This is a genomic window from Sporosarcina trichiuri, assembly GCF_030406775.1.
GTDB lineage: Bacteria > Bacillota > Bacilli > Bacillales_A > Planococcaceae > Sporosarcina > Sporosarcina trichiuri.
Genome location: NZ_CP129119.1, coordinates 71,371 through 90,447 on the forward strand (window position 1 = coordinate 71,371; position 19,077 = coordinate 90,447).

Sequence of the window (19,077 nt, forward strand, 5' to 3'; positions counted from 1 at the left end):
TAACATAGACTTTTCAAAACTATTAGGAGCTGATATGGATGGCGTTAGTGAATCAAATTAAGAAAAAAGTAAGAAATGCTAAACTCCACAGTTCAGTTGAAGCGACCTACAATGTTTTTAAGAGTGGTGGAAGGAAATACATCCAGATAAATACATATGGTTCAAATGATCGTAAAGTACAAGGGTCAGTTAGTCAAACTATCCAAATGAGTGAAGAAGTGATTAAACAATTAAAAGAAATACTAGACAATCAATATTGAATTACTTTTAAAGTCATTGGAATATCACGTTTAAAAGGAATTGATAAAAATGCTCACACCCATCCACGTAGTCGCAGCCATCATCCAAAATGCCCAACGTGAAATTCTCTGCGCTCGTCGATCTTTTCAAATGACGTTACCTGGCTTTTGGGAATTTCCTGGCGGGAAAGTGGAGAGTGAAGAGACTGCTGAAGTAGCATTAGCAAGAGAGATACAAGAGGAGCTGGGTTGCCAAATTGCTGTTGGCGCTTTTGTTGAAAACACGACCCATACATATGGATTCATTACCATTCGATTAGAGACATACATGGCCACACTGGTAGAGGGCCTGCCAGTCGCAACGGAGCACAGTGAACTACGCTGGGTCCCTTGGCAAGAGTTACATGCACTTGAGTGGGCGCCGGCAGATATCCCGGCTGTAGAAAGGGTGATTGCGTTATGCAAGAAGGATTGTATGAGCAGCTGATCAATGAACGAGTCAAGCAGGAGTTGGCTTCTTTATCCTCCGATGCGTTTGCAATTGAGAAGGAATCGCTAGAGGAAGCGGAGGCTCGTGTCGTGTTGGCGAGCTATGTGTCGGCTGTGACGAAAATCGCACTGTCGCATATACGCGAAGGTGGCGATCGTAACGAAGCGCTATTACGCCAGATCCAAACGTGTAACGAAGTAATCGATGTTTTGCAGCGGCAACTGGATGACACAGAGTTTGCCGATTTGAAGATTGATGAACAAGCTGAAGTCCTGACCGCTGTCTATTCGACGTTGAACAACGCCCGTTCATTTGGTGCGCAAAACGTACAGCGTCCGCTGACCCCTTTGTCGCAAAGCTCTTTGTTTACGGGCTCACATGCAGAACCGAATATGGTCGAAGAGCTCAAGAAAGAAATCGAGTCGTCTGACGAGATTGAATGGCTCGTGTCTTTTATGAAATGGTCGGGCTTGCGAATCATTATGGAAGAGTTACGTCGATTCACAGAACGAGGTGGACGTCTTCATGTCATTACGACCTCTTATATGGAGGCGACCGACGTCAAAGCGCTCCAAGAGCTGCGTCAATTGCCAAATACGGAAGTGCGCGTATCGCTCGACAAAGAACGGACTCGTTTGCATGCCAAGGCTTATTTGTTTAAACGAAAGACTGGATTCAGTACGGCGTATATTGGCTCGTCGAATTTGTCGAATCCGGCCCTTACGTCTGGCTTGGAGTGGAATCTGAAAGTAACCGAGCAAGATTCGTTTGATATCATTCGTAAATTTGAAGCGACCTTTGAGAGTTATTGGAATGACGAGGAATTTAAGAGCTTGGCGATGGAGCATGAAGACAATTGGGCACTTGTGCAAACGTCATTGCGAAAGAATGTGCTTTACGATTCGGCGGAACAGTACTTTTTAGATATTCGTCCCTATCATTACCAGCAGGAAATACTGGACGAATTGGAAGCAGAGCGAACAATCTACGGGCATACCCGAAACTTGGTCGTTGCTGCAACCGGTGTTGGAAAGACCGTGATTTCCGCTTTTGACTTTAAACGTTTCTATGCAAACAATCGACAGGCGAAACTTTTATTTATTGCGCATCGGGAAGAGATACTAAAGCAAAGCTTACATACGTTCCGGGCTATTTTAAAGGACGCAAACTTCGGTGAATTGTTTGTAGGACGCCATGAGCCGACTAGTTTGAATCATGTGTTCATGAGTATACAAAGTTGGAACAGCCGCAAGATGATCGAGAAAACGTCTGCTGATTTCTATGACTTCATTGTTGTGGACGAATTCCATCACGCGACCGCACCAAGTTATCGGGCTTTGCTCGGTCATTATACGCCTACAATTTTGTTAGGGTTAACTGCAACTCCTGAACGAATGGATAACGAAAATGTTTTGGAGTATTTTGATGATCGGATTGCTTCGGAAATGCGACTGACAGAAGCGATTGATCGGAAGTTGTTGAGCCCATTTCATTATTTTTGTGTAACGGATACAGTAGATCTTTCTGCAATCAAATGGACACGAAAAGGCTATGACGTGCAAGAGCTGTCCAATTTGTATACGGCGAATGACCGGCGGAGTGACCTGGTCATCCAGAGCGTTCGGAAATACGTCACAGGTCTTGATGAAGTGAAAGCGATTGGTTTTTGCGTCTCTGTTGACCATGCCCTCTATATGGCCCGTTACTTTAACGCGAAGGGATTGTCCTCAATTGCGCTGCACGGGCAATCATCGGATGACGAGAGATCCTCAGCAAAACGAAAGCTTGAAGCTGGAGACGTTCAGTTTATCTTCGTTGTCGATTTATATAACGAAGGCGTCGATATTCCAACTGTGAATACCATTCTCTTTTTGCGTCCGACGGAAAGTCTAACGGTGTTCTTGCAACAGCTCGGAAGGGGATTACGATTAGCCGATAATAAAGAGTGCTTAACTGTATTAGACTTTGTCGGGCAAGCGCACGCCGACTATCCATTCGAATCAAAATTTAGAGCGCTCATTGGAAAAACAAAGCATTCCATTCGTCACTACGTAGAAAACGGGTTTTCTCAAATGCCGAAAGGATCGGCCATTGTCATGGAGCGCCAGGCGAAGGACTATATTCTACGAAATGTCCAAGAGTCACGGACATCGAAAGCGAATTTGATTCGTAAAATGCGTTATTTTAAAGCGGATACAGGGGAAGAAATGACGCTGGCGAATTTCCTTCGCTACTATGATTTGTCGTTTGCTGATTTTTATGGGAAGGGTCGCAATCGGACATTTGCTCGCTTGCGAGTGGAAGCTGGGGTCAAAGAAGAATTCACAAGTGCCTATGAGGAGATCGTCTGTAAACGAATTCATTCTCTTTTCCATTTAGACTCCGTTGATCTCATTCGGTTCTATTTAGCATACTTGTCGACAGGGCGAGTAGACACGGAAGAACAGCACCTGATGATTGGAATGCTCTACTACTCTTTCTTTGCCAACCCGCCGGAGAAACAGGGATTTTCAAGCATGGACGATGGGCTGCAGCGATTACTAATGAGCAAGGAATTGAAAGAGGAAGTAACAGAGGTTTTGACAATATGCCTGAATCGGATTAGAACCGTTGAGAAACCATCGCCGTTTTCGTATGTCTCTCCGTTACGCGTGCATGCACAGTATACGTCCGACCAAGTATTAGCGGCATTTGGCTATTTCAATGAATCGGCAAAACCTGCATTTCGAGAAGGGGTCAAGTACTTAGAGGACAAGCAGACGGATATTTTCTTCATCACATTAAATAAAACGGAAAAGGATTTTTCTCCTTCCACGCAATATGAAGACTATGCGATCAATGACCACTTGTTCCACTGGCAATCCCAGAATCGAACATCGGTCACGAGTCCGACGGGGCAGCGCTACATTCATCAACGGGATACCGGTAACACGATTGCGTTATTTGTGCGCGAGTATCGGCAACAAGACGGCTTTACGTCACCGTTTACGTTCTTTGGCACAGCGGAGTATGTAAGCCACGAAGGCAATCAGCCGATCAGTTTCGTCTGGCGGTTGGATGAAGCGATGCCGGCTGGGATGAGTGGTAGGAGTTTGCGGGTGATTTAGTGAATTATGAAGAGTGCATCTGTGCAGCAAACAACCGTTACTGTTCATTCAAACAATCACGTTTGTTTCATGCATAGGTGCCCTATTATAAGTTGAATATAGTGCGATGTAAAAAATTAGCGAGATTAAAATATAAATGTAACTTATTGGTGTCTTGTGGTATTCTACTCGTATATGAATGAAATAGCGAGAATGAAGGAGACAGATGAATAACTTATTTTTTCTTTTGTTTTTATTATCTTTCTTAGCCTTAATTGTTGGCTTGATTCGCCCAGTTCTTTTGTTGCGGTGGATGCCGATGGATAAGAGATCTAGAAAATCAGCCGCACTATACTTCGGGCTAGCTGTCATTGCATTCTTTATTCTCTTTGGTGTTACCTTGCCCCCTGAGAACGACGTTGCAGAGGTAAGTGAACAAAGTGCAATAGAAAAAAGTGCTCAGCAAGATGACGACGAAAAAATGCTGCTAAGTTAGAAGAGGAAGCGAAACAAGAAGAAGAGGCCGCTAGGAAAGAACAAGAGGCCGAAGCTGAGGAAGAGGCTGCTAGAAAAGAACAAGAAGCCAAAGCTGAGGAAGAAATAGCTAAGAAAGAACAAGAAGCCAAAGCTAAGGAAGAGGCAGCTAAGAAATAACAAGAAGCTAAAGCTAAAGCAGAAGCGGAGAAGAAAGAACGAGAGGCGACAGCAAAGGCTGACGCTGAAAAAAAGGCGCAAGAAGCAAAAGCCCAAGCAGCCGTGGAAGCAGAACAGAAGCAAAGGGATGCAGAAACGGTTTCCCAACAACAAGCAGTAAAAATGGCGATGAGTTACCTTGATTATACTGCATTCTCACCTAGTGGTTTAATCGAACAATTGGTATTTGAAGGTTTTAGTGAGGCGGATGCCAAGTATGCTGTCAATTCTATTCGTGTAGATTGGAAAGAGCAGGCTGTGCTAATGGCTCAGAACTACTTGGACTATACTGCATTCTCGCGTAGCGGATTGATTGAGCAGTTGGTTTTTGAAGGCTTTAGTAATGATGTAGCATTGTATGCTGTTACTCAAGTCGGCTTATAAAAAGCTTAACTAGATTAGAAAAGTTCACCTTAAAAATACAAAAATTAAAGCCAGTATCCTACCGATTGCACCGTAGAACGGGGGTCCTGGCTTTTGAAGAACACACCTATGCACCAAACAATCAATGTATGTACGGAGGTCGATCAAATGCAGAACGAAAAGGAGGATTCAACTATGCAAGCTACAGATAAGAAACAAACCGAATCCGCAAAACGAAAAGAAATGATCAAGGCCAGCTACGAAAAAGCTGTCAAGGCAAACGGGAAAGCTTTGGAAAAGCTTAGTAAGAACTGATGGCGGTGGATTATTTCGATGTCGAGGATGTCATCATGCTTCATGATCTGGCCCTTCAAGATTATGAAGGCCTGCCAGGTGTGGACATGAATAAGCTGGATGCAAAATTGGCATTGCCTAAAACGAATGTCTTCGGTCATGAAAGGTACCCTTCCTTAGAAGAGAAAGCCGCCTGTTATCTGTACGAACTGGCGAGTGGCCATTGTTTTAAGGATGGGAACAAGAGAACCTCCTTCTTGGCGGCCTTCACCTTTTTGGACATCAATGGCTGCCAATTGAGCGTTGAGGACGAGGAGATTTATCGATTTGTCATTCTGGTGGTCGACAGTGAGACCCGACCGGCGTTTCAGGAAGTTGTCCAGTGGATAGCGCGTCATTGCCATAAGAAAGTGTCCCTATAGAAATAGTCAGGTTCAACCACCCCATCTGCTTACCAGGACAGCAGAGGGTGGTTATTTTTCATTCCCCCGAATTCTCCCACTCTTCCCACCCATTGCTGTATACTCAAACCAATACATTCCAAAAGACAGGTGACGCGACATGGACGATACGAAACGGATACTGATCATCGAGGACGATCCGGATATCAGCCGGCTGCTGCAAGTGATGCTGGCAGAGGAAAGCCGGGCGATTACGGCGGCGTATTCGGGGACGGAGGGACTGCTGCGGCTGCGGACGGACTTGTTCGATCTTGTGCTGCTCGATCTTATGCTGCCGGGGATGAGCGGAGAGGAGCTGATCCGCGAAATCCGGCGGGACAGCGCGGTGCCGATCCTCGTCATCTCCGCAAAGGCGGGGGTTGCCGATAAGGTGGCGGTGCTGCAGATGGGAGCGGATGATTATATGACGAAGCCGTTCCATCAGGAGGAAGTCGCCGCACGGGTGGCGGTCCAGCTGCGGAAATCCGCTGGAGCAGAGCCGCCGTCCGCGGAACTTGCGTGGCGGGATCTCGCTGTCGACACGGACAAACTGACCGTCACACTCTCTGGAGAGCCCCTTCAGCTGACGAACGCCGAGTTCGACATCCTGACCCTGCTGCTGCGCCATCCGGAAAAGGCGTTCTCGAAAAAGGAGATCTACGAAAGCCTCTGGACAGGTCCGTATTACGGCGACGACAACACGATCAGCGTCCATATGTCCAACATGCGGAAGAAAATCGCCGCGGTGACGGACGAGGAGTATTTCAAGACGATCTGGGGCATCGGGTTCATGCTCGTATAATTGGATGCGAGCCTCGCAAAGAAAGGAGGAGTTGGATGCTGACTCGTGTCCTGCAGCAATTGAAATTGGATGTCCTGTCCTTTGACGAAGTCGACGATTCCCACAGTTCCACTGTGTACAAGTGCAGACTGCGTACAGGGGAACAGGTCTATTTGAAGATCCCGTATACAAAAGTGAAATATGACCGGGAGCTGGCCGCCTACAAAGTGCTGAAAGACCAGGTGTCCATCCCGGACATGTTGGATTTTTGGCCGGGCGATGAAGAGTGTCCGGGCGCGTTCATTCTATCTGAACTGAAGGGGCGGCCGCTGGCCAATACGGACAGCCCCGCCGTCGCGTTCCAAGTCGGGGTGCTGCATGCCGCCATGCACGAGGTCCGGCCGCCAGCTGATATGGAACTGGCCGGGATCGACAATGAATACCCGGGGTGGCCCGACTTTGTGGAACGCCAATTTACCAGTTTCGCGGAAGACGTGAAAGAGCTCTTGGACGGAACGCTATACAACCAGTCGATGGAAACGTTTGAACGCATGAAACGAGAGCTGCCGCCACCCGACGGCCCGTGCTTCCTCCATATGGATTTCCGGCCAGCCAACATCATCGTGGACGGAGACCGGGTATCCGGCGTGATCGATTTCGAAAGTGTCCGGTTCGGCGCCACAGAAATCGATTTCACAAAACTGTATCGCGATTTTCTGAGCTTCGATACCAGCTTGTATCAGTCCTATCAAGAAGGCTATACCAGTGTGAGACCCTTAATGGACTTAGAGGCGGTTCTGCCGTTTTATCAATTTACCGATGCGTTCAATAGTATTGGCTGGTGTGCACGACGCGGCATTGAGAAGAACGCAATGTTTTTTGACAAGAACCTTTCGATCTTGAAGAGTATGTTACTGTAATCCGCTATCATGGCGAACCTGTACAGTGGGCAGGCGTACGCATGAATTACGGAGGTGTTACGATGAGCAGAAAAACCATCTGGATAGCAGGGATCGTATTTGTGGCTGCGACTCTTCTATTGACCAATGTCTTTCACACGGCGATCGGCGGCTATATGATGACAGTCAGTATAACCGCGGCCGGAGTGGCGATTGCAGTCGCACTCTATTTAGTACTTTCCCAGTCCATCAAGCAGTTCGTGCATCGCAGGAATGACTGAACCTACATGATGCCAGAAGTGGAGGCAATCATAATGGGGAAAGGTACATATCAGGGCTTGGCAAACAAATTTTAGGAGGGAGGGATGTGCCCATGAGTTTAGCGGGCTATATTGGATGTATGAAAGAAATACCGCTCAGCGGCGACGGTTCGGAGGATCTCCTTATCATCGGGCCCTGCTTTTCGAGTCCTGCTGAACTCCGGAATGTGAAGGAATGTCAATTCTCTACGCCGTATGTCTATGAAGTGTCAAGTGATTGGGGCATTGAGATATCCGAGCATACGGACACCGCTATCTTGGATGACTCAAAAATGAAGCTGTCCAGACTTTGTGAACTCATGGACCAATATCTTGAGACGGGAGAGTTCTTTGAGCACTACACTTGTTGGGTAGGAGAAGAATGCGATAAGCGGGAAGGGGAAGTCACATTACCGCTCAACAACTTTGATATGGACCGGATTCGCATGCCGGAAAAAACATTGGTGCGGTTCGTGAAATGAATTCTTCTTCAGCAGGCGGCTGCGGCTTGCGAATTCGGCCGGTACGGACTGTCTTGAATTTCCATTGTACCCACGACAACCTTGACAGCCGTCCGCAAGATGTGTATTGTTGGATAAATTACAATAATTTAAAATCGATGACGAAGAGAGTAATTTACGGGTCCGTGGCAAGCGAGTTAGGGAGAGTGGGAGCCTAATACACGGTACGTAAACGAAACGCACTTCTGAGATGTTTCTTGAACTACAGTAGGGAAGATCGGGGCGACACCCCGTTACCAATGGAAAGCGGTCACGTATTGTGGCAACTGGAGTGGTACCACGGGAATCTATGTTCTCGTCTCTTATTGGAGACGGGGGCTTTTTTATATGGAGGGAAAAAATGGATAAAAACCGAATGATTGCAGAGCTGCTTGCCGAAGCGCTGGATCACATAGTCTCGCGTTCTCAGTTTGAACAGCTGTTGGAAAAACCGAAAGATCCGAAATTGGGGGACATCGCATTCCCTTGCTACCGCCTTGAGAAGGAACAAAGGAAAGCTCCGCATCTGATTGCCGCCGACTTAGCAGGCCGGCTACACCACGATCTGATACTAAATGTTACCGCAGTCGGTCCGTATGTGAACATTTCCTTAGACCGCCAGATCGTGATGGACCAGGTTCTGCAGGAAATACTGGCTGCCAAGGAACAGTACGGCTCGCATGGAGCGATGCGGGGGAACGTGCTCATTGATTATTCATCCCCTAATATTGCGAAGCCCTTTTCCATGGGTCATCTGCGGTCCACGGTAATTGGAAACGCACTGGCGAACATCGCGGAAAAGAACGGGTTTACGCCGATCCGGATCAATCATCTAGGGGATTGGGGCACACAGTTCGGTAAATTGATTGTGGCGTACAGACGCTGGGGAGACCAGGCAGCTATTGCAGAGTCCCCGATCCGGGAATTACTGAACATCTACGTGAAGTTCCACGAAGCTGCCGAAACGGACGACTCGTTGAATGAGGAGGCGCGTGTGGCTTTCAAGTCGCTGGAAGACGGCGATCCGGAGGCTTACGCACTGTGGGAGTGGTTCCGGGAAGAGTCGCTGAAGGAATTCGAAGCGATTTATGAGCTGCTGGGAATCCGATTCGACTCGTATGCAGGGGAAGCGTTCTATAACGACAAGATGGAAACGGTCGTCCAGGAGCTGAAGGAGAAATCGCTGTTGACCCGATCCGACGGCGCGCATGTCGTGGAACTTGAAGACCTGCCGCCCTGTCTGATTACGAAAAAGGACGGGGCCACGCTGTACGCGACCCGCGATCTCGCGGCCGCCATCTATCGTCAACAAACATACATTCCCGAAAAAGTGCTGTATGTAGTGGGTAATGAGCAATCTCTGCACTTCAAACAACTTTTCACGGTGCTTGGTAAAATGGGTTTTGGGTGGTCAAAGAATTTGACGCATGTGCCATTCGGGATGATCCTGCAGGACGGCCAGAAGATGTCCACGCGCAAGGGGAAAATCGTATTGCTGGCAGATGTGCTGGACGAGGCGATTGGAACAGCCAAGCGGAATATCGAAGAAAAAAACCCGGCCCTTCTGCAGAAAGACAAGGTAGCCGTCCAAGTGGGCGTCGGAGCTGTCCTGTTCAACGACTTGAAAACCTACCGCTTACATGATATCGATTTCTCAATAGAGCAAATGATGAACTTCGAGGGGGAAACCGGTCCCTATGTCCAGTATACGATTGCCCGGATCTCTTCGCTGCTGACAAAAGGAGGGGATGAAGAGGGCACGCCAAGTTTCGATGGTTTAGGGGAATCGGCATGGCCTGTTGTTAAGCTGCTTGGCGAGTATCCGCTCATGATCCAGAAAGCCTTCGACCAAGCGGACCCGTCCCTGATTGCGAAGTTCAGTCTGAAGCTGTCACGGGAATTCAATAAGTACTACGCTACAACCAGAGTGCTGGAACAAAGTCCGGGGAGGCAGGACCGGCTGGCGTTCGTTTCGTGTGTGCGAATCGTTCTGAAGGACGCGCTCAAGCTATTGGGCATTTCCTCGCCGGATGAAATGTGACGGCCACCTGCCCGCAGAATTTAGGGAACAGGCGGCCGATAGTAAACGGTCGGATGCAGGAGGGGATTGTGATCAGACTTACAACAGGACGCTATGTAGTGACAATCGATCGTACGAGCACAAAAAACTATTATGATACGCACCAGTTCATCACGGAGGATTGCGGCTGTTCGTATTGTGCGAATTACAGGTTGGCTTGTGATCACTTCCCACAGGAAATCCAGGATCTGTTTGACGTTCTCGGGATTGACCCCCGGAAAGAAGGGGAGGTCTCCGAGGTTGGCGTGAATGCCGATGGCACGCATCTCTATGTTGCGTTCTATCATCTGGTCGGGGAGATCTTAGCTGGACCAGGTCCTTATCCAGCTGTGGGCGGTGAACACGATGTTCGGTTCGTGTGTCCGGATCGGGTGGAGATGGATTTCAGCGACGAGCTGGACTTGGTCCCGGACAATTTTCCGCAGCCGGCTGTTCAATTTGAGATCCAACTGAATGTGCCGTGGCTGTTGGACTGACGGTGGCTTCCGGTCGGATGATGAATGCCCCCGTATGCTTGTCTGCTGTATGTGAGTTGAAGAAGTGAGAAACTGATAGAAATGGAGGTACTGCAGATGGAAATCCGACAGGCGACAAGAGCGGATGTGCCGGCCATTGTACGGCTGCTGGCCGATGACGAATTAGGAGCACAGCGTGAGCGATACGAAGATCCGCTGCCCGCCGAATATCTTGAAGCCTTTGAAGCAATGGATTCTCAGACTGGAAATCAAATGATTGTTGCGGTCGACGGCCAAAAGGTTGTCGGGTGCCTCCAACTGACTCTCATTCCTGGGTTGGCCCGGCGGGGGATGAAACGGGCGCAGATCGAAGGGGTCCGGGTGGATCGTCAGTATCGGAGTCAAAGGATCGGTGAACAGCTGTTCCAGGAGGCCATCTCCATAGCGCGAGCGGGACGTTGCAGTCTGGTGCAGCTTACGACAGATAAGCACCGGTCCGATGCCCATCGGTTTTACGAAAGATTGGGATTCGAAGCAAGCCACGAGGGGATGAAGCTGCACTTGTAACGGGCTGCCGGATGTCCATCGGGATGGCTGCCGAACGGGGCATCTGCGACAATCCGATGGATCGTTGCTGGCACGGGGCACAAAGGAAGGGGAAGTGGGAAAATGGCGGAAAAGCACAGTGTACTGGTCACAAGTGTCTCCATCATTCGAGAAGGCAAGGTGTTCCTTGTCCAGGAAGGAAAGCCGGCTGCACACGGTAAATGGAACTTTCCGAGCGGCAGTATCGAATATAACGAAGACATCCTTACAGCCGCCTGCAGAGAAGCGAAAGAGGAGACTGGCTTGGATGTGAAGCTGCGTAGCAGCACGGGTGTATATAATTTCGTCAGCGATTCAGGCGATCAGGGGATCCTCTTCCACTTTGTGGGGGAGATGGTCGGAGGTTCTGTACGCCTGTAAGATGGACTGCTTGCCGGGGAATGGATTTCGCTAGGTGACTTATCGGTCTTTCTGCAGCAGCCTCACCGGGATTCGCAGGTCATGCAGCAGATCGTCGATAATCTGCTGCACCAGCGTGTGTATCCGCTGACGCTGTTCCAGGCGCAGCTGCTGTGACGGACGGGTTTTCAAGAACCTTAGACCAAACAATGCATAGAAGATTTTTGAATTTATCTAATTCAAGGAGGGGACCTCATGCAAACAGTGATTCCCGCTTTCCGCATCACCGATTATGATCGCAGTATGGCATTTTACGTGGACACCTTGGGGTTTGCAGTGGACTGGGAGCATCGCTTTGAACCGCATTTCCCGGCATTCCTTCAACTGACGAAGGACGACATGACCCTCTACTTGACCCAACATGCCGGAGACTGCCAGGTGGGCGGGCTGATCCACTTCTTTGTTCCCAACGTTGACCGTTGGTACAGCGATTTGAAAAACGCGAAGGAACTTTGCATCACGGTGCCTCCGAATGAAGATCTCGAAGGACTTCGGATGATGACCCTCACCGATCCTGATGGCAACCAGCTGCGTATTTGCACACGTTTATAATTTGAGATACATTTGCGTGATCTGTATGTATCGTGGGCGGTTCGGCATTGATAGGATGAATCTGAAATATGGAAGAATCTATGATGGAGCTGCCGGCACCTGATGATCCGGCATGCGGAAAGTGGGAGGATAATTGATGAAGCCGACGATGAATCGGAACGAGCTGTTGGACAACGAGAGTATTTGGAATGCGGTCGTTTCCGTCCTGAGCGGGGCAGACCTGCCGGAAGATGATCCGGTACTGCGCGAAGCCTTCTTGCTGTACCACTATTATTCGGAGATGGAGGGCGGCGGCCATGAAGGATTGCTGACGTGGTTCGGTGATGAGATCTCGGAGATGGGGATCGGCAGCTATGTACAGCAGCTCGCGGACGCTCTTGCAATAATAGGGGCGGAGGAGTATGCCGTGATCGAAAAGACATACGGACCGGAATTGTGGCGGCTGTTCATCTCCCTAGAGGGGAATGACAGAGCAGAAGAAGAGTTTTACGAGGTTGCGGAGCAGGCGGATGGTGCGTACCATGCGCTCGAGGCGAAGCTGGAACAGCGGCTGGAGACGTATTTTACTCAAATCCATACAGCTGTCATTGACGTGACGGAACCATGATAGGGTTCGGCTGTTGAGTGCCGTGAATCTCTCACCTGGTAGGTTAAACGCTGGGAAGGATTTAAGGATTACGTAATTGCGGACCGAACAAACGATGATATCCAATCCTTTTGTCAACAATTTGAGGCTTATTCTATACGAATAAGCCTCAAGAATTGATATGCAGTTTTGTTTGTTGGCAGAATCCAACTTATTTTCCCATGTCATGAAGAGCAATCACATCAATTACTCCTGTTCCAAAATCAAGACGAGATCCATAAGTAGTATTATGATCTTGATTTACAATAGCAACATTATAGCTCATCGCCTTCTTCACTTCATCATACCATCCATTTTCTTTGATCTCGTCTTCGAAGTACTTGGCATACGCAATGTATTTGATCGCTGCATCATAATATTCGTTTTCTTCTTCTGGTCCAATAACAGATTCATCATATCCACTAGGGTTTTTCCAAGGATCGATCAATGGATATATATCTTCCATTACATCAATGAAGCGGTCATATTCAGCATTCTCTTTTGTGATGACGTTGCTCTCTTGAATCTTGAACAGATCTCCTCGAATCTTATCGTACGCTTCTTGATCGTTCCGATGAATTTCATCAGATAATGTTGATACGTGAGAAGATCGCTCTGCATTTATAGTGTCATCATCCATATTCATTGAAGAGATAAATACAGAATCATCATCTTTAGTTTCTTCTGTTTTCTCATGATCCGGGAAGATTACATTTCCATTCATGTCATAGCCATACTCTCTCCCCTGATCATCAACAAGATAGTTAATGACTCCTTCAGGATTTGGATATTTAATTGATTCGCTTGCACTTGCATTCAAATCAAGCTTTTCCAATCCAGTGTAGCTTGTCAACAGAGTTCCTCCGATTACCACCGATCCAAATACCATGGCTGCCTTTTTCATTTTAATTCCTCCAATTCTCTCTCTTTTTCAACTTTACCAATTAACTTCCTGTTTTGCAATTCATACTTTAATACTTACCCGCTAAAGAACACGCCTTTGTAATAAACAAAATTGCACACCCCTTCACCCAAGACATATGAATATTTCAGGTGTCGAAAACAACGCACCTGCGCCAAACAAACGTGAATGTTTAAACAAACACGTTTGTTTCCAGCCCAAGTGTTTTTTGTTTCGATAAAAATGAAACTCCTAGCCATCTGCCACCGTCTTAGGGGTGCTGAAAAAGAAGTACTCATACAAAGAAAACGGCGAAAGGGGGAGACGTGTGGTGACGGAACGGGAAAATACCGCTTTTTCAAATACCGTTCAAGACCAATGGCTGGCAGATCTGATGGACGAATATGGAGACCGCTTGACGAAGCTGGCCTACAGTTACCTCCGCGACTGGGGAAAGGCGCAGGAGATTGTCCAGGATGTCTTTTTGACTTGTTACGAGAAGTACGATACATACGAAGAAATTCTATCCTATAAAGCATGGGTATACCGGATCACCATAAACCGCTGCAAAGATGCGCTGAGGAGTGCCTGGGCGAGAAGGGTAGTGGTCAACAGCGGCTTGTTTCAATTTTTCAGATCAACCGAGCCATCGCCGGAAACGTTCTCGCTGCAAAAAGATGCGGACATTCAACTGGCCGAAAAGGTCATGGAGCTCCCGGTGAAATACAGGGAAATCATCCATTTGCATTATTATGAAGAGCTGTCCGTCCAGGAGATTGCACAGTTGCTGAACATGAACAGGAATACCGTCAAAACGCGTTTGAAAAGAGGACGCAGCCTGATGGAAGGGTCGATGGAAAGGGGTGAGTGGAATGAAGGATAGATTGTCAGGTTACCGCGATGCCATGGACAGAAGTGTGTTCAAAGAGGGAAAGTTCACGACGCGTCATAAACAGGAAGTATTCGTTAAGATCAAACAAAGAACAAGAAAAAGAAACGACTGGTTTCCGCGGATGATGAGTTTGTCCTTTGTGATTGTATTCCTGCTGATCGGCGTATATTTTATAACAGACATGATTTCAACTCCGGCCGATCAAGCGGAATCCCCTCCACAGGCGGAACCGGCAGTCACTGAAAATGGAACTGCTCCGCTGCCAATAGACGGAGAGGGCGTAAACAAGGATGAGGAACGTCCGGCTCCCTATGAGGAATGGCTCCAGGAATATCCTTACAAAGAGATCAAAAAGCATTTCGAGAACTACGAACTTCCGCAAGAAGGTCGGGTGGCGGACAGCCAATTCATTAATGGAATCACCTACGAAAATGGCTATACGTTCGACAGCAGAACGAAAGCCATGATGGCTCGGGAACATTCAGAAACAGGTCCGGCTGCACCGACCGAGGGGCAGAAGACAGGTGTCATCATGGGCCTCCTTAGCGACGCCGCTGCCATGGAGGAACCGGGGGACCGCACTAGTTCAAATGCATCCAGCCAAGTGGATCTACCGCTCTCCAGATTGAAGGAAATAAGAGAGCTGAACGACTTTGAACCCCTGGAAGCGTGGCTTGCGGAAACCGAAGAGATCCTTAACAAAGTTGATACCAGCGAGTCATGGGAAGGAAATAAAAGGTATTATTCGGAGGCATATCAAAGACTCCAGGAAATGAAGTCATTGATAGAAGGAAAAGAATAGAGACTTGCACACCCGATAGTGTTGCAAATTTTCACGATGGAAACTTGAACTGCTAGCGCAGTGAACAAAAGAGAGCGCTTGAATAAACATTTTGTGCACAGGTGTGCTTTTCGAGTCCTTACGATTTCCTTACGATTCCCTTAAAGGTTTTTAAAACCTCCTAAGAATAGCGTGCCTGTGCAGCAAACAAACGTGAATGTTTAAACAATCACGTTTGTTTGGTGCACAGGTGCGTTTTTTGAACAAATACGATTGTTTCTTGCGCTGGTGCACTTTTTACATATTTCCATGTACTGCGATATACTAAAGCTAACGCAAAATCGGGAGACAGGGGGCGGCGGGATTGTTTGAAATCATCGATGAAAAGAAAGCCCGGTTGGATGCTGCCAGGCCACTGCCTGCCTACACATTAAAAAGCTTGAAAGAGAAATTGTTCCTAGAGTGGACATATAATTCCAATGCCATTGAAGGGAATACGCTGACCATCAACGAGACAAAAGTGGTGCTGGAAGGAATTACGGTGGGAGGCAAGACGTTACGGGAGCATCTGGAAGTTATCAACCATCGGGATGCAATCCAATATGTCGAGGAAATTGTCCGAAACGAAGAACCGCTTTCCGAATGGCAGATCAAAAACCTGCATCGGCTCGTTCTGAAAGGGATTCATGAGGAACATGCCGGTGTCTATCGGAAAGAACAGGTTTTCATCTCAGGGGCGAACCATCGACCGCCTGCCCATTTTCTGATCCAAGAGGAAATGGAGCAGCTGTTGAGGTGGTATGAAACGGAAGGGACCCACCTCCATCCTGTTGAGCGCGGAGCTATGCTGCATGCCCTATTTGTCGGGATCCACCCGTTCATTGATGGGAACGGACGCACGTCCAGACTGTTGCTGAACCTGGAGATCATGAAAGAAGGATTTCCAGCGGTGGTCATCAAAGTCAGCAATCGGCTGGCTTATTACGAGGCGCTTGATAAAGCCCATACTACAGGGAATTATGATGATTTCATTGCCTTGGTGGCACGGGAAGTGGAAGACTCACTCGATTTGTATTTGAGTGTTCTGTAGAGGGAGAGCTATAGAGGGCTAAACGACACAAGAGGAACGACTGGAAGAGCGATCAGTACATGGAAGACTGTCAAGGCAGCGGACTGTTCTATACAGCAGGATACACGTCAGGCGGAGCGCCTTACGGGATAACATGGGTACAAGCAGAAACGGAAAATCTCTTTGCTGATGGTGCTGGAATTCCAGACATAGAAGATGATGATTTACCATTTTGAATAAAGTTACGGCATACGACTCTGTTTACCTCTGTTGCTGAGATATGAACTCATCCAAAAAGCCGGAACTCCTCTGAATGCTGAATTCAATGGAGTTCCGGTTTTTTAAATCTTACAGACGCTTCCGGATTGTAAAGTTATCCTCCAGCAGCAGCCAGTTCTGCGGGAATGGGTAGCCCAAGACCCAGTAGCTGACGCCGCGCAGGTTATACTGCTTCACCAGATCGAACTTCGCCTGCGCGCTGCGGGCGTCTTCGAACCAGACTTCGTGGCGGTGTCCGGCCGAATCGGTGTATCGGTAGAACGGAGACTGTGCGACAGGATCGTATTGGATCGCGACCTGGTGCTGGATGGCGCGGCGGATCGCTTCCTGCTGGCTGAAGGTTTCCGCTTCCTGTCCCCGGGCGAACGGCAGGCGCCAGTCGCGTGCGTAGATCTGGAAGCCCATCATGATCTTGTCACGCGGGATGACGGTGACCGCGTAGTCGAGCACTTTCTTGATTTCATTGAGAGGGGAGATGGCTTGGGCGGGGCCTTTCCGGTAGCCCCATTCATATGTCATCAGCACGACGAAATCCACGATCCTGCCGTGTGCTTCGTAGTCATGCGCTTCATAGAGCAGTCCTTTCTGGTCACTGCTTGTTTTCGGGGCCAGCGCGTAGGAGACGAAGTACCCTTCAGGATGCAGGCGGTCGACGGCCAGCTGCAGGAATTGGTTGTAGAATTCGCGATCCGACGGACGGACGTTCTCGAAGTCGATGTTGAGTCCCTGATAGCCTTTCGCTTTCATGACCGTGAGGATGCTGGTGATGGTTTTCTCCTGAAGTTTCTTGCTCGACAGGATGGTGTGGGCGAGGGCCGTTCCGGACTCCGTTGAACTGAAGTTGGTGATCGCCAGCACAGGCACGATCCGTTCAGCTGCAGCGGACCGCAGCATTTCCGTGTCATCGAGCGTCGAGAGAGTGCCGTCTTCTTTCACGCTATAGACGAACGGCATCCAATACGTCAGATACCGGCCGACTTCTTGGATCTCCCTCGCGCCCGTTTCGCCGGCGTTGATAGTATACGCATTGACGTCGATGACCGGTTTCGTCTTTGTCGGGCTGGACTCTGTCGGGATGACTAGGGCCTGACCGACCACGAGCGCATTCGGATTCTCCAGTCCGTTGGCAGATACGATCTGATTTACGGTGACGCCGCTTCGCTGGGCGATCGCCCATAGGGAGTCCCCTTGTTTCACAACATGAATTTGCAATCCGCTTCTCTCCTTATCGTTCATCTCCCATACTGTATTCACCGGGAAGCCGGGATGCTATTCGGTTCAGCACGCCCGGCAGTGAGATGTCGACCTTCGACGCAGCGGATGGATTGCGCAGCGGAGATTTATTTAATTTGACGATATTGTTTGCTATTCCAGCACATACCTGTTATGGTTAGAGAGTATTATCTTTGTTCTTTATCAGTACGACAAAAAGTTTTGTTTTTCGTCTAAAGTATTTGAGCAAGCATAGTAACAAATCGTGCGGAGATCCGCACCAGGAGGCAAACCATTATGGAACAAGGTACAGTTAAGTGGTTCAACGCAGACAAAGGATTCGGTTTCATCGAGCGTGAAGGCGGAGAAGACGTATTCGTACATTTTTCAGCTATCCAAGGTGAAGGTTTCAAATCTTTAGACGAAGGTCAAAGCGTCACATTTGATGTGGAACAAGGACAACGCGGCCTGCAAGCTGCAAACGTTCAAAAAGCATAATCATCGTCTAAGAGGGACCCTGCATTTGCAGGGTCTTTTTTTATTTGCTCAAAAAACGGATCTCTTTCTGAACCGGCCGCGGCTGTTTGGGTAAGCGCGATGTCTGCTGAATCAAAGCAAACATGATCTGCTGCTGACAAACGATTCAATGAATGATAGGCTGTGTGGAGAGTCTCTGCATCGGAATGTCTCTGAGAAACCGGGAAAGCAGGTGCCGTGTGGAAAAGAAATATCCAGGGTTGCTGGCAGCCGGTGCTGTGGCATGGTTGGCGTATGTGGTGTGCGTGTTCACGCTTAGCTTCAGCCATTGGGCGACCAAAGGGCTCGGTGTCGCTTATCTGGTTGCCTGGGGCTGGCTGTTGTTCACAGTCTGGAATCGGAAAAACAAACGCAGTGTTACGGCGGAACAGTGTACACGAGATGATCAGGATGACAGCCGTGGGAACTGAAAGGGGAGGTGCTGCTATGAAGTGGACACTGCCGCTTGGAATCACGATCGGAACGTTCGTCGGCATTTATATAGCCAATCGTTCCATTTCGCAAAGTGTCTTTGGCGCGATTGTCGCGTTCGTAGTGAGTTGTCTGCTGTCCATTGTCTGGGCGAAGCGTGAAGCGCGCAAGTAGGATTTTTTTGGCAGTGAGGG

Annotated in this window: 24 protein-coding genes and 1 other annotated feature; of the genes, 22 read left to right on the plus strand and 2 right to left on the minus strand. The window is 48.6% G+C overall.

Going from position 1 to position 19,077, the window contains the following annotated elements; genetic code table 11:
* The first annotated feature begins 38 nt into the window (after positions 1-38).
* From QWT68_RS00450 to QWT68_RS00525, 16 genes are all read left to right on the plus strand, one after another.
* Entirely contained in the window at positions 39-260 is a 222-nt protein-coding gene (locus QWT68_RS00450; RefSeq protein WP_052461707.1) for a hypothetical protein, read from the plus strand.
* A 49-nt stretch (positions 261-309) separates the two neighbouring features.
* Positions 310-726 (plus strand): (deoxy)nucleoside triphosphate pyrophosphohydrolase, encoded by a 417-nt coding sequence (locus QWT68_RS00455; protein WP_040285942.1) that lies wholly within the window; start codon positions 310-312, stop codon positions 724-726.
* Positions 699-3,836 (plus strand): DEAD/DEAH box helicase, encoded by a 3,138-nt coding sequence (locus QWT68_RS00460; protein ID WP_290149008.1) that lies wholly within the window; start codon positions 699-701, stop codon positions 3,834-3,836. The genes QWT68_RS00455 and QWT68_RS00460 overlap by 28 nt, the downstream gene beginning before the upstream one ends.
* 205 nt (positions 3,837-4,041) lie before the next feature.
* Positions 4,042-4,311: a hypothetical protein gene (locus tag QWT68_RS00465; protein ID WP_040285940.1), complete on the plus strand. Its 270-nt coding sequence runs from the start codon at positions 4,042-4,044 to the stop codon at positions 4,309-4,311.
* Positions 4,312-4,571: 260 nt separating this feature from the next.
* Entirely contained in the window at positions 4,572-4,892 is a 321-nt protein-coding gene (locus QWT68_RS00470) for an Ltp family lipoprotein (RefSeq protein ID WP_052461706.1), read from the plus strand.
* A gap of 299 nt (positions 4,893-5,191) precedes the next feature.
* A complete protein-coding gene (locus QWT68_RS00475; protein WP_179860753.1) occupies positions 5,192-5,587 on the plus strand; it encodes a type II toxin-antitoxin system death-on-curing family toxin in 396 nt (131 codons plus the stop codon).
* A gap of 139 nt (positions 5,588-5,726) precedes the next feature.
* Positions 5,727-6,407 (plus strand): response regulator transcription factor, encoded by a 681-nt coding sequence (locus tag QWT68_RS00480; protein ID WP_040285939.1) that lies wholly within the window; start codon positions 5,727-5,729, stop codon positions 6,405-6,407.
* A 35-nt stretch (positions 6,408-6,442) separates the two neighbouring features.
* The gene (locus tag QWT68_RS00485) at positions 6,443-7,306 is read left to right on the plus strand and encodes a phosphotransferase family protein (protein ID WP_040285938.1); all 864 of its coding nucleotides are present in this window, start codon (positions 6,443-6,445) and stop codon (positions 7,304-7,306) included.
* Between the two features lie 62 nt (positions 7,307-7,368).
* The gene (locus QWT68_RS00490) at positions 7,369-7,566 is read left to right on the plus strand and encodes a hypothetical protein (RefSeq protein ID WP_040285937.1); all 198 of its coding nucleotides are present in this window, start codon (positions 7,369-7,371) and stop codon (positions 7,564-7,566) included.
* Positions 7,567-7,658: 92 nt separating this feature from the next.
* Complete coding sequence (locus tag QWT68_RS00495; protein ID WP_040286036.1) at positions 7,659-8,066, plus strand: hypothetical protein; 408 nt, start codon at positions 7,659-7,661, stop codon at positions 8,064-8,066.
* A gap of 128 nt (positions 8,067-8,194) precedes the next feature.
* Positions 8,195-8,411 (plus strand) — a binding site (T-box leader).
* 34 nt (positions 8,412-8,445) lie between these two features.
* Entirely contained in the window at positions 8,446-10,125 is a 1,680-nt protein-coding gene (argS, locus tag QWT68_RS00500) for an arginine--tRNA ligase (protein ID WP_040285936.1), read from the plus strand.
* Positions 10,126-10,193: 68 nt separating this feature from the next.
* Positions 10,194-10,640, plus strand: coding sequence for a hypothetical protein (locus QWT68_RS00505; protein ID WP_052461704.1), 447 nt, complete (start codon positions 10,194-10,196; stop codon positions 10,638-10,640).
* Between the two features lie 96 nt (positions 10,641-10,736).
* Complete coding sequence (locus QWT68_RS00510; RefSeq protein ID WP_040285935.1) at positions 10,737-11,186, plus strand: GNAT family N-acetyltransferase; 450 nt, start codon at positions 10,737-10,739, stop codon at positions 11,184-11,186.
* 102 nt (positions 11,187-11,288) lie between these two features.
* A complete protein-coding gene (locus QWT68_RS00515; protein WP_290149011.1) occupies positions 11,289-11,585 on the plus strand; it encodes an NUDIX domain-containing protein in 297 nt (98 codons plus the stop codon).
* A 234-nt stretch (positions 11,586-11,819) separates the two neighbouring features.
* Entirely contained in the window at positions 11,820-12,176 is a 357-nt protein-coding gene (locus tag QWT68_RS00520; RefSeq protein WP_040285934.1) for a glyoxalase superfamily protein, read from the plus strand.
* A gap of 136 nt (positions 12,177-12,312) precedes the next feature.
* Complete coding sequence (locus QWT68_RS00525; protein WP_290149012.1) at positions 12,313-12,783, plus strand: DMP19 family protein; 471 nt, start codon at positions 12,313-12,315, stop codon at positions 12,781-12,783.
* 190 nt (positions 12,784-12,973) lie between these two features.
* On the opposite strand, the gene QWT68_RS00530 is transcribed toward QWT68_RS00525, so the two are convergent.
* Positions 12,974-13,705, minus strand: a complete 732-nt coding sequence (locus QWT68_RS00530; protein ID WP_290149013.1) for a hypothetical protein — start codon at positions 13,703-13,705, stop codon at positions 12,974-12,976.
* Positions 13,706-14,033: 328 nt separating this feature from the next.
* On the opposite strand from QWT68_RS00530, the gene QWT68_RS00535 reads away from it, so the two are divergent.
* The 3 genes from QWT68_RS00535 (at position 14,034) to QWT68_RS00545 (ending at position 16,465) form a co-directional block, all read left to right on the plus strand.
* Entirely contained in the window at positions 14,034-14,585 is a 552-nt protein-coding gene (locus QWT68_RS00535) for a sigma-70 family RNA polymerase sigma factor (protein WP_290149016.1), read from the plus strand.
* A complete protein-coding gene (locus tag QWT68_RS00540; RefSeq protein WP_290149018.1) occupies positions 14,575-15,396 on the plus strand; it encodes a helix-turn-helix domain-containing protein in 822 nt (273 codons plus the stop codon). The genes QWT68_RS00535 and QWT68_RS00540 overlap by 11 nt, the downstream gene beginning before the upstream one ends.
* A 343-nt stretch (positions 15,397-15,739) precedes the next feature.
* Complete coding sequence (locus tag QWT68_RS00545; protein WP_040285928.1) at positions 15,740-16,465, plus strand: Fic family protein; 726 nt, start codon at positions 15,740-15,742, stop codon at positions 16,463-16,465.
* A 327-nt stretch (positions 16,466-16,792) separates the two neighbouring features.
* Here the strand turns inward: QWT68_RS00545 and QWT68_RS00550 are convergent, their stop codons facing one another.
* Positions 16,793-17,935 (minus strand): glycosyl hydrolase family 18 protein, encoded by a 1,143-nt coding sequence (locus tag QWT68_RS00550; protein ID WP_290149020.1) that lies wholly within the window; start codon positions 17,933-17,935, stop codon positions 16,793-16,795.
* 297 nt (positions 17,936-18,232) lie between these two features.
* On the opposite strand from QWT68_RS00550, the gene QWT68_RS00555 reads away from it, so the two are divergent.
* From QWT68_RS00555 to QWT68_RS00565, 3 genes are all read left to right on the plus strand, one after another.
* Positions 18,233-18,433 carry a cold-shock protein gene (locus tag QWT68_RS00555; RefSeq protein ID WP_290149022.1) on the plus strand — a complete coding sequence of 67 codons (201 nt, stop codon included), beginning with the start codon at positions 18,233-18,235 and terminating at the stop codon, positions 18,431-18,433.
* 218 nt (positions 18,434-18,651) lie between these two features.
* Positions 18,652-18,882, plus strand: coding sequence for a hypothetical protein (locus tag QWT68_RS00560; RefSeq protein ID WP_290149023.1), 231 nt, complete (start codon positions 18,652-18,654; stop codon positions 18,880-18,882).
* Between the two features lie 16 nt (positions 18,883-18,898).
* Positions 18,899-19,057 (plus strand): hypothetical protein, encoded by a 159-nt coding sequence (locus QWT68_RS00565; RefSeq protein WP_179860752.1) that lies wholly within the window; start codon positions 18,899-18,901, stop codon positions 19,055-19,057.
* Positions 19,058-19,077 lie beyond the last annotated feature (20 nt).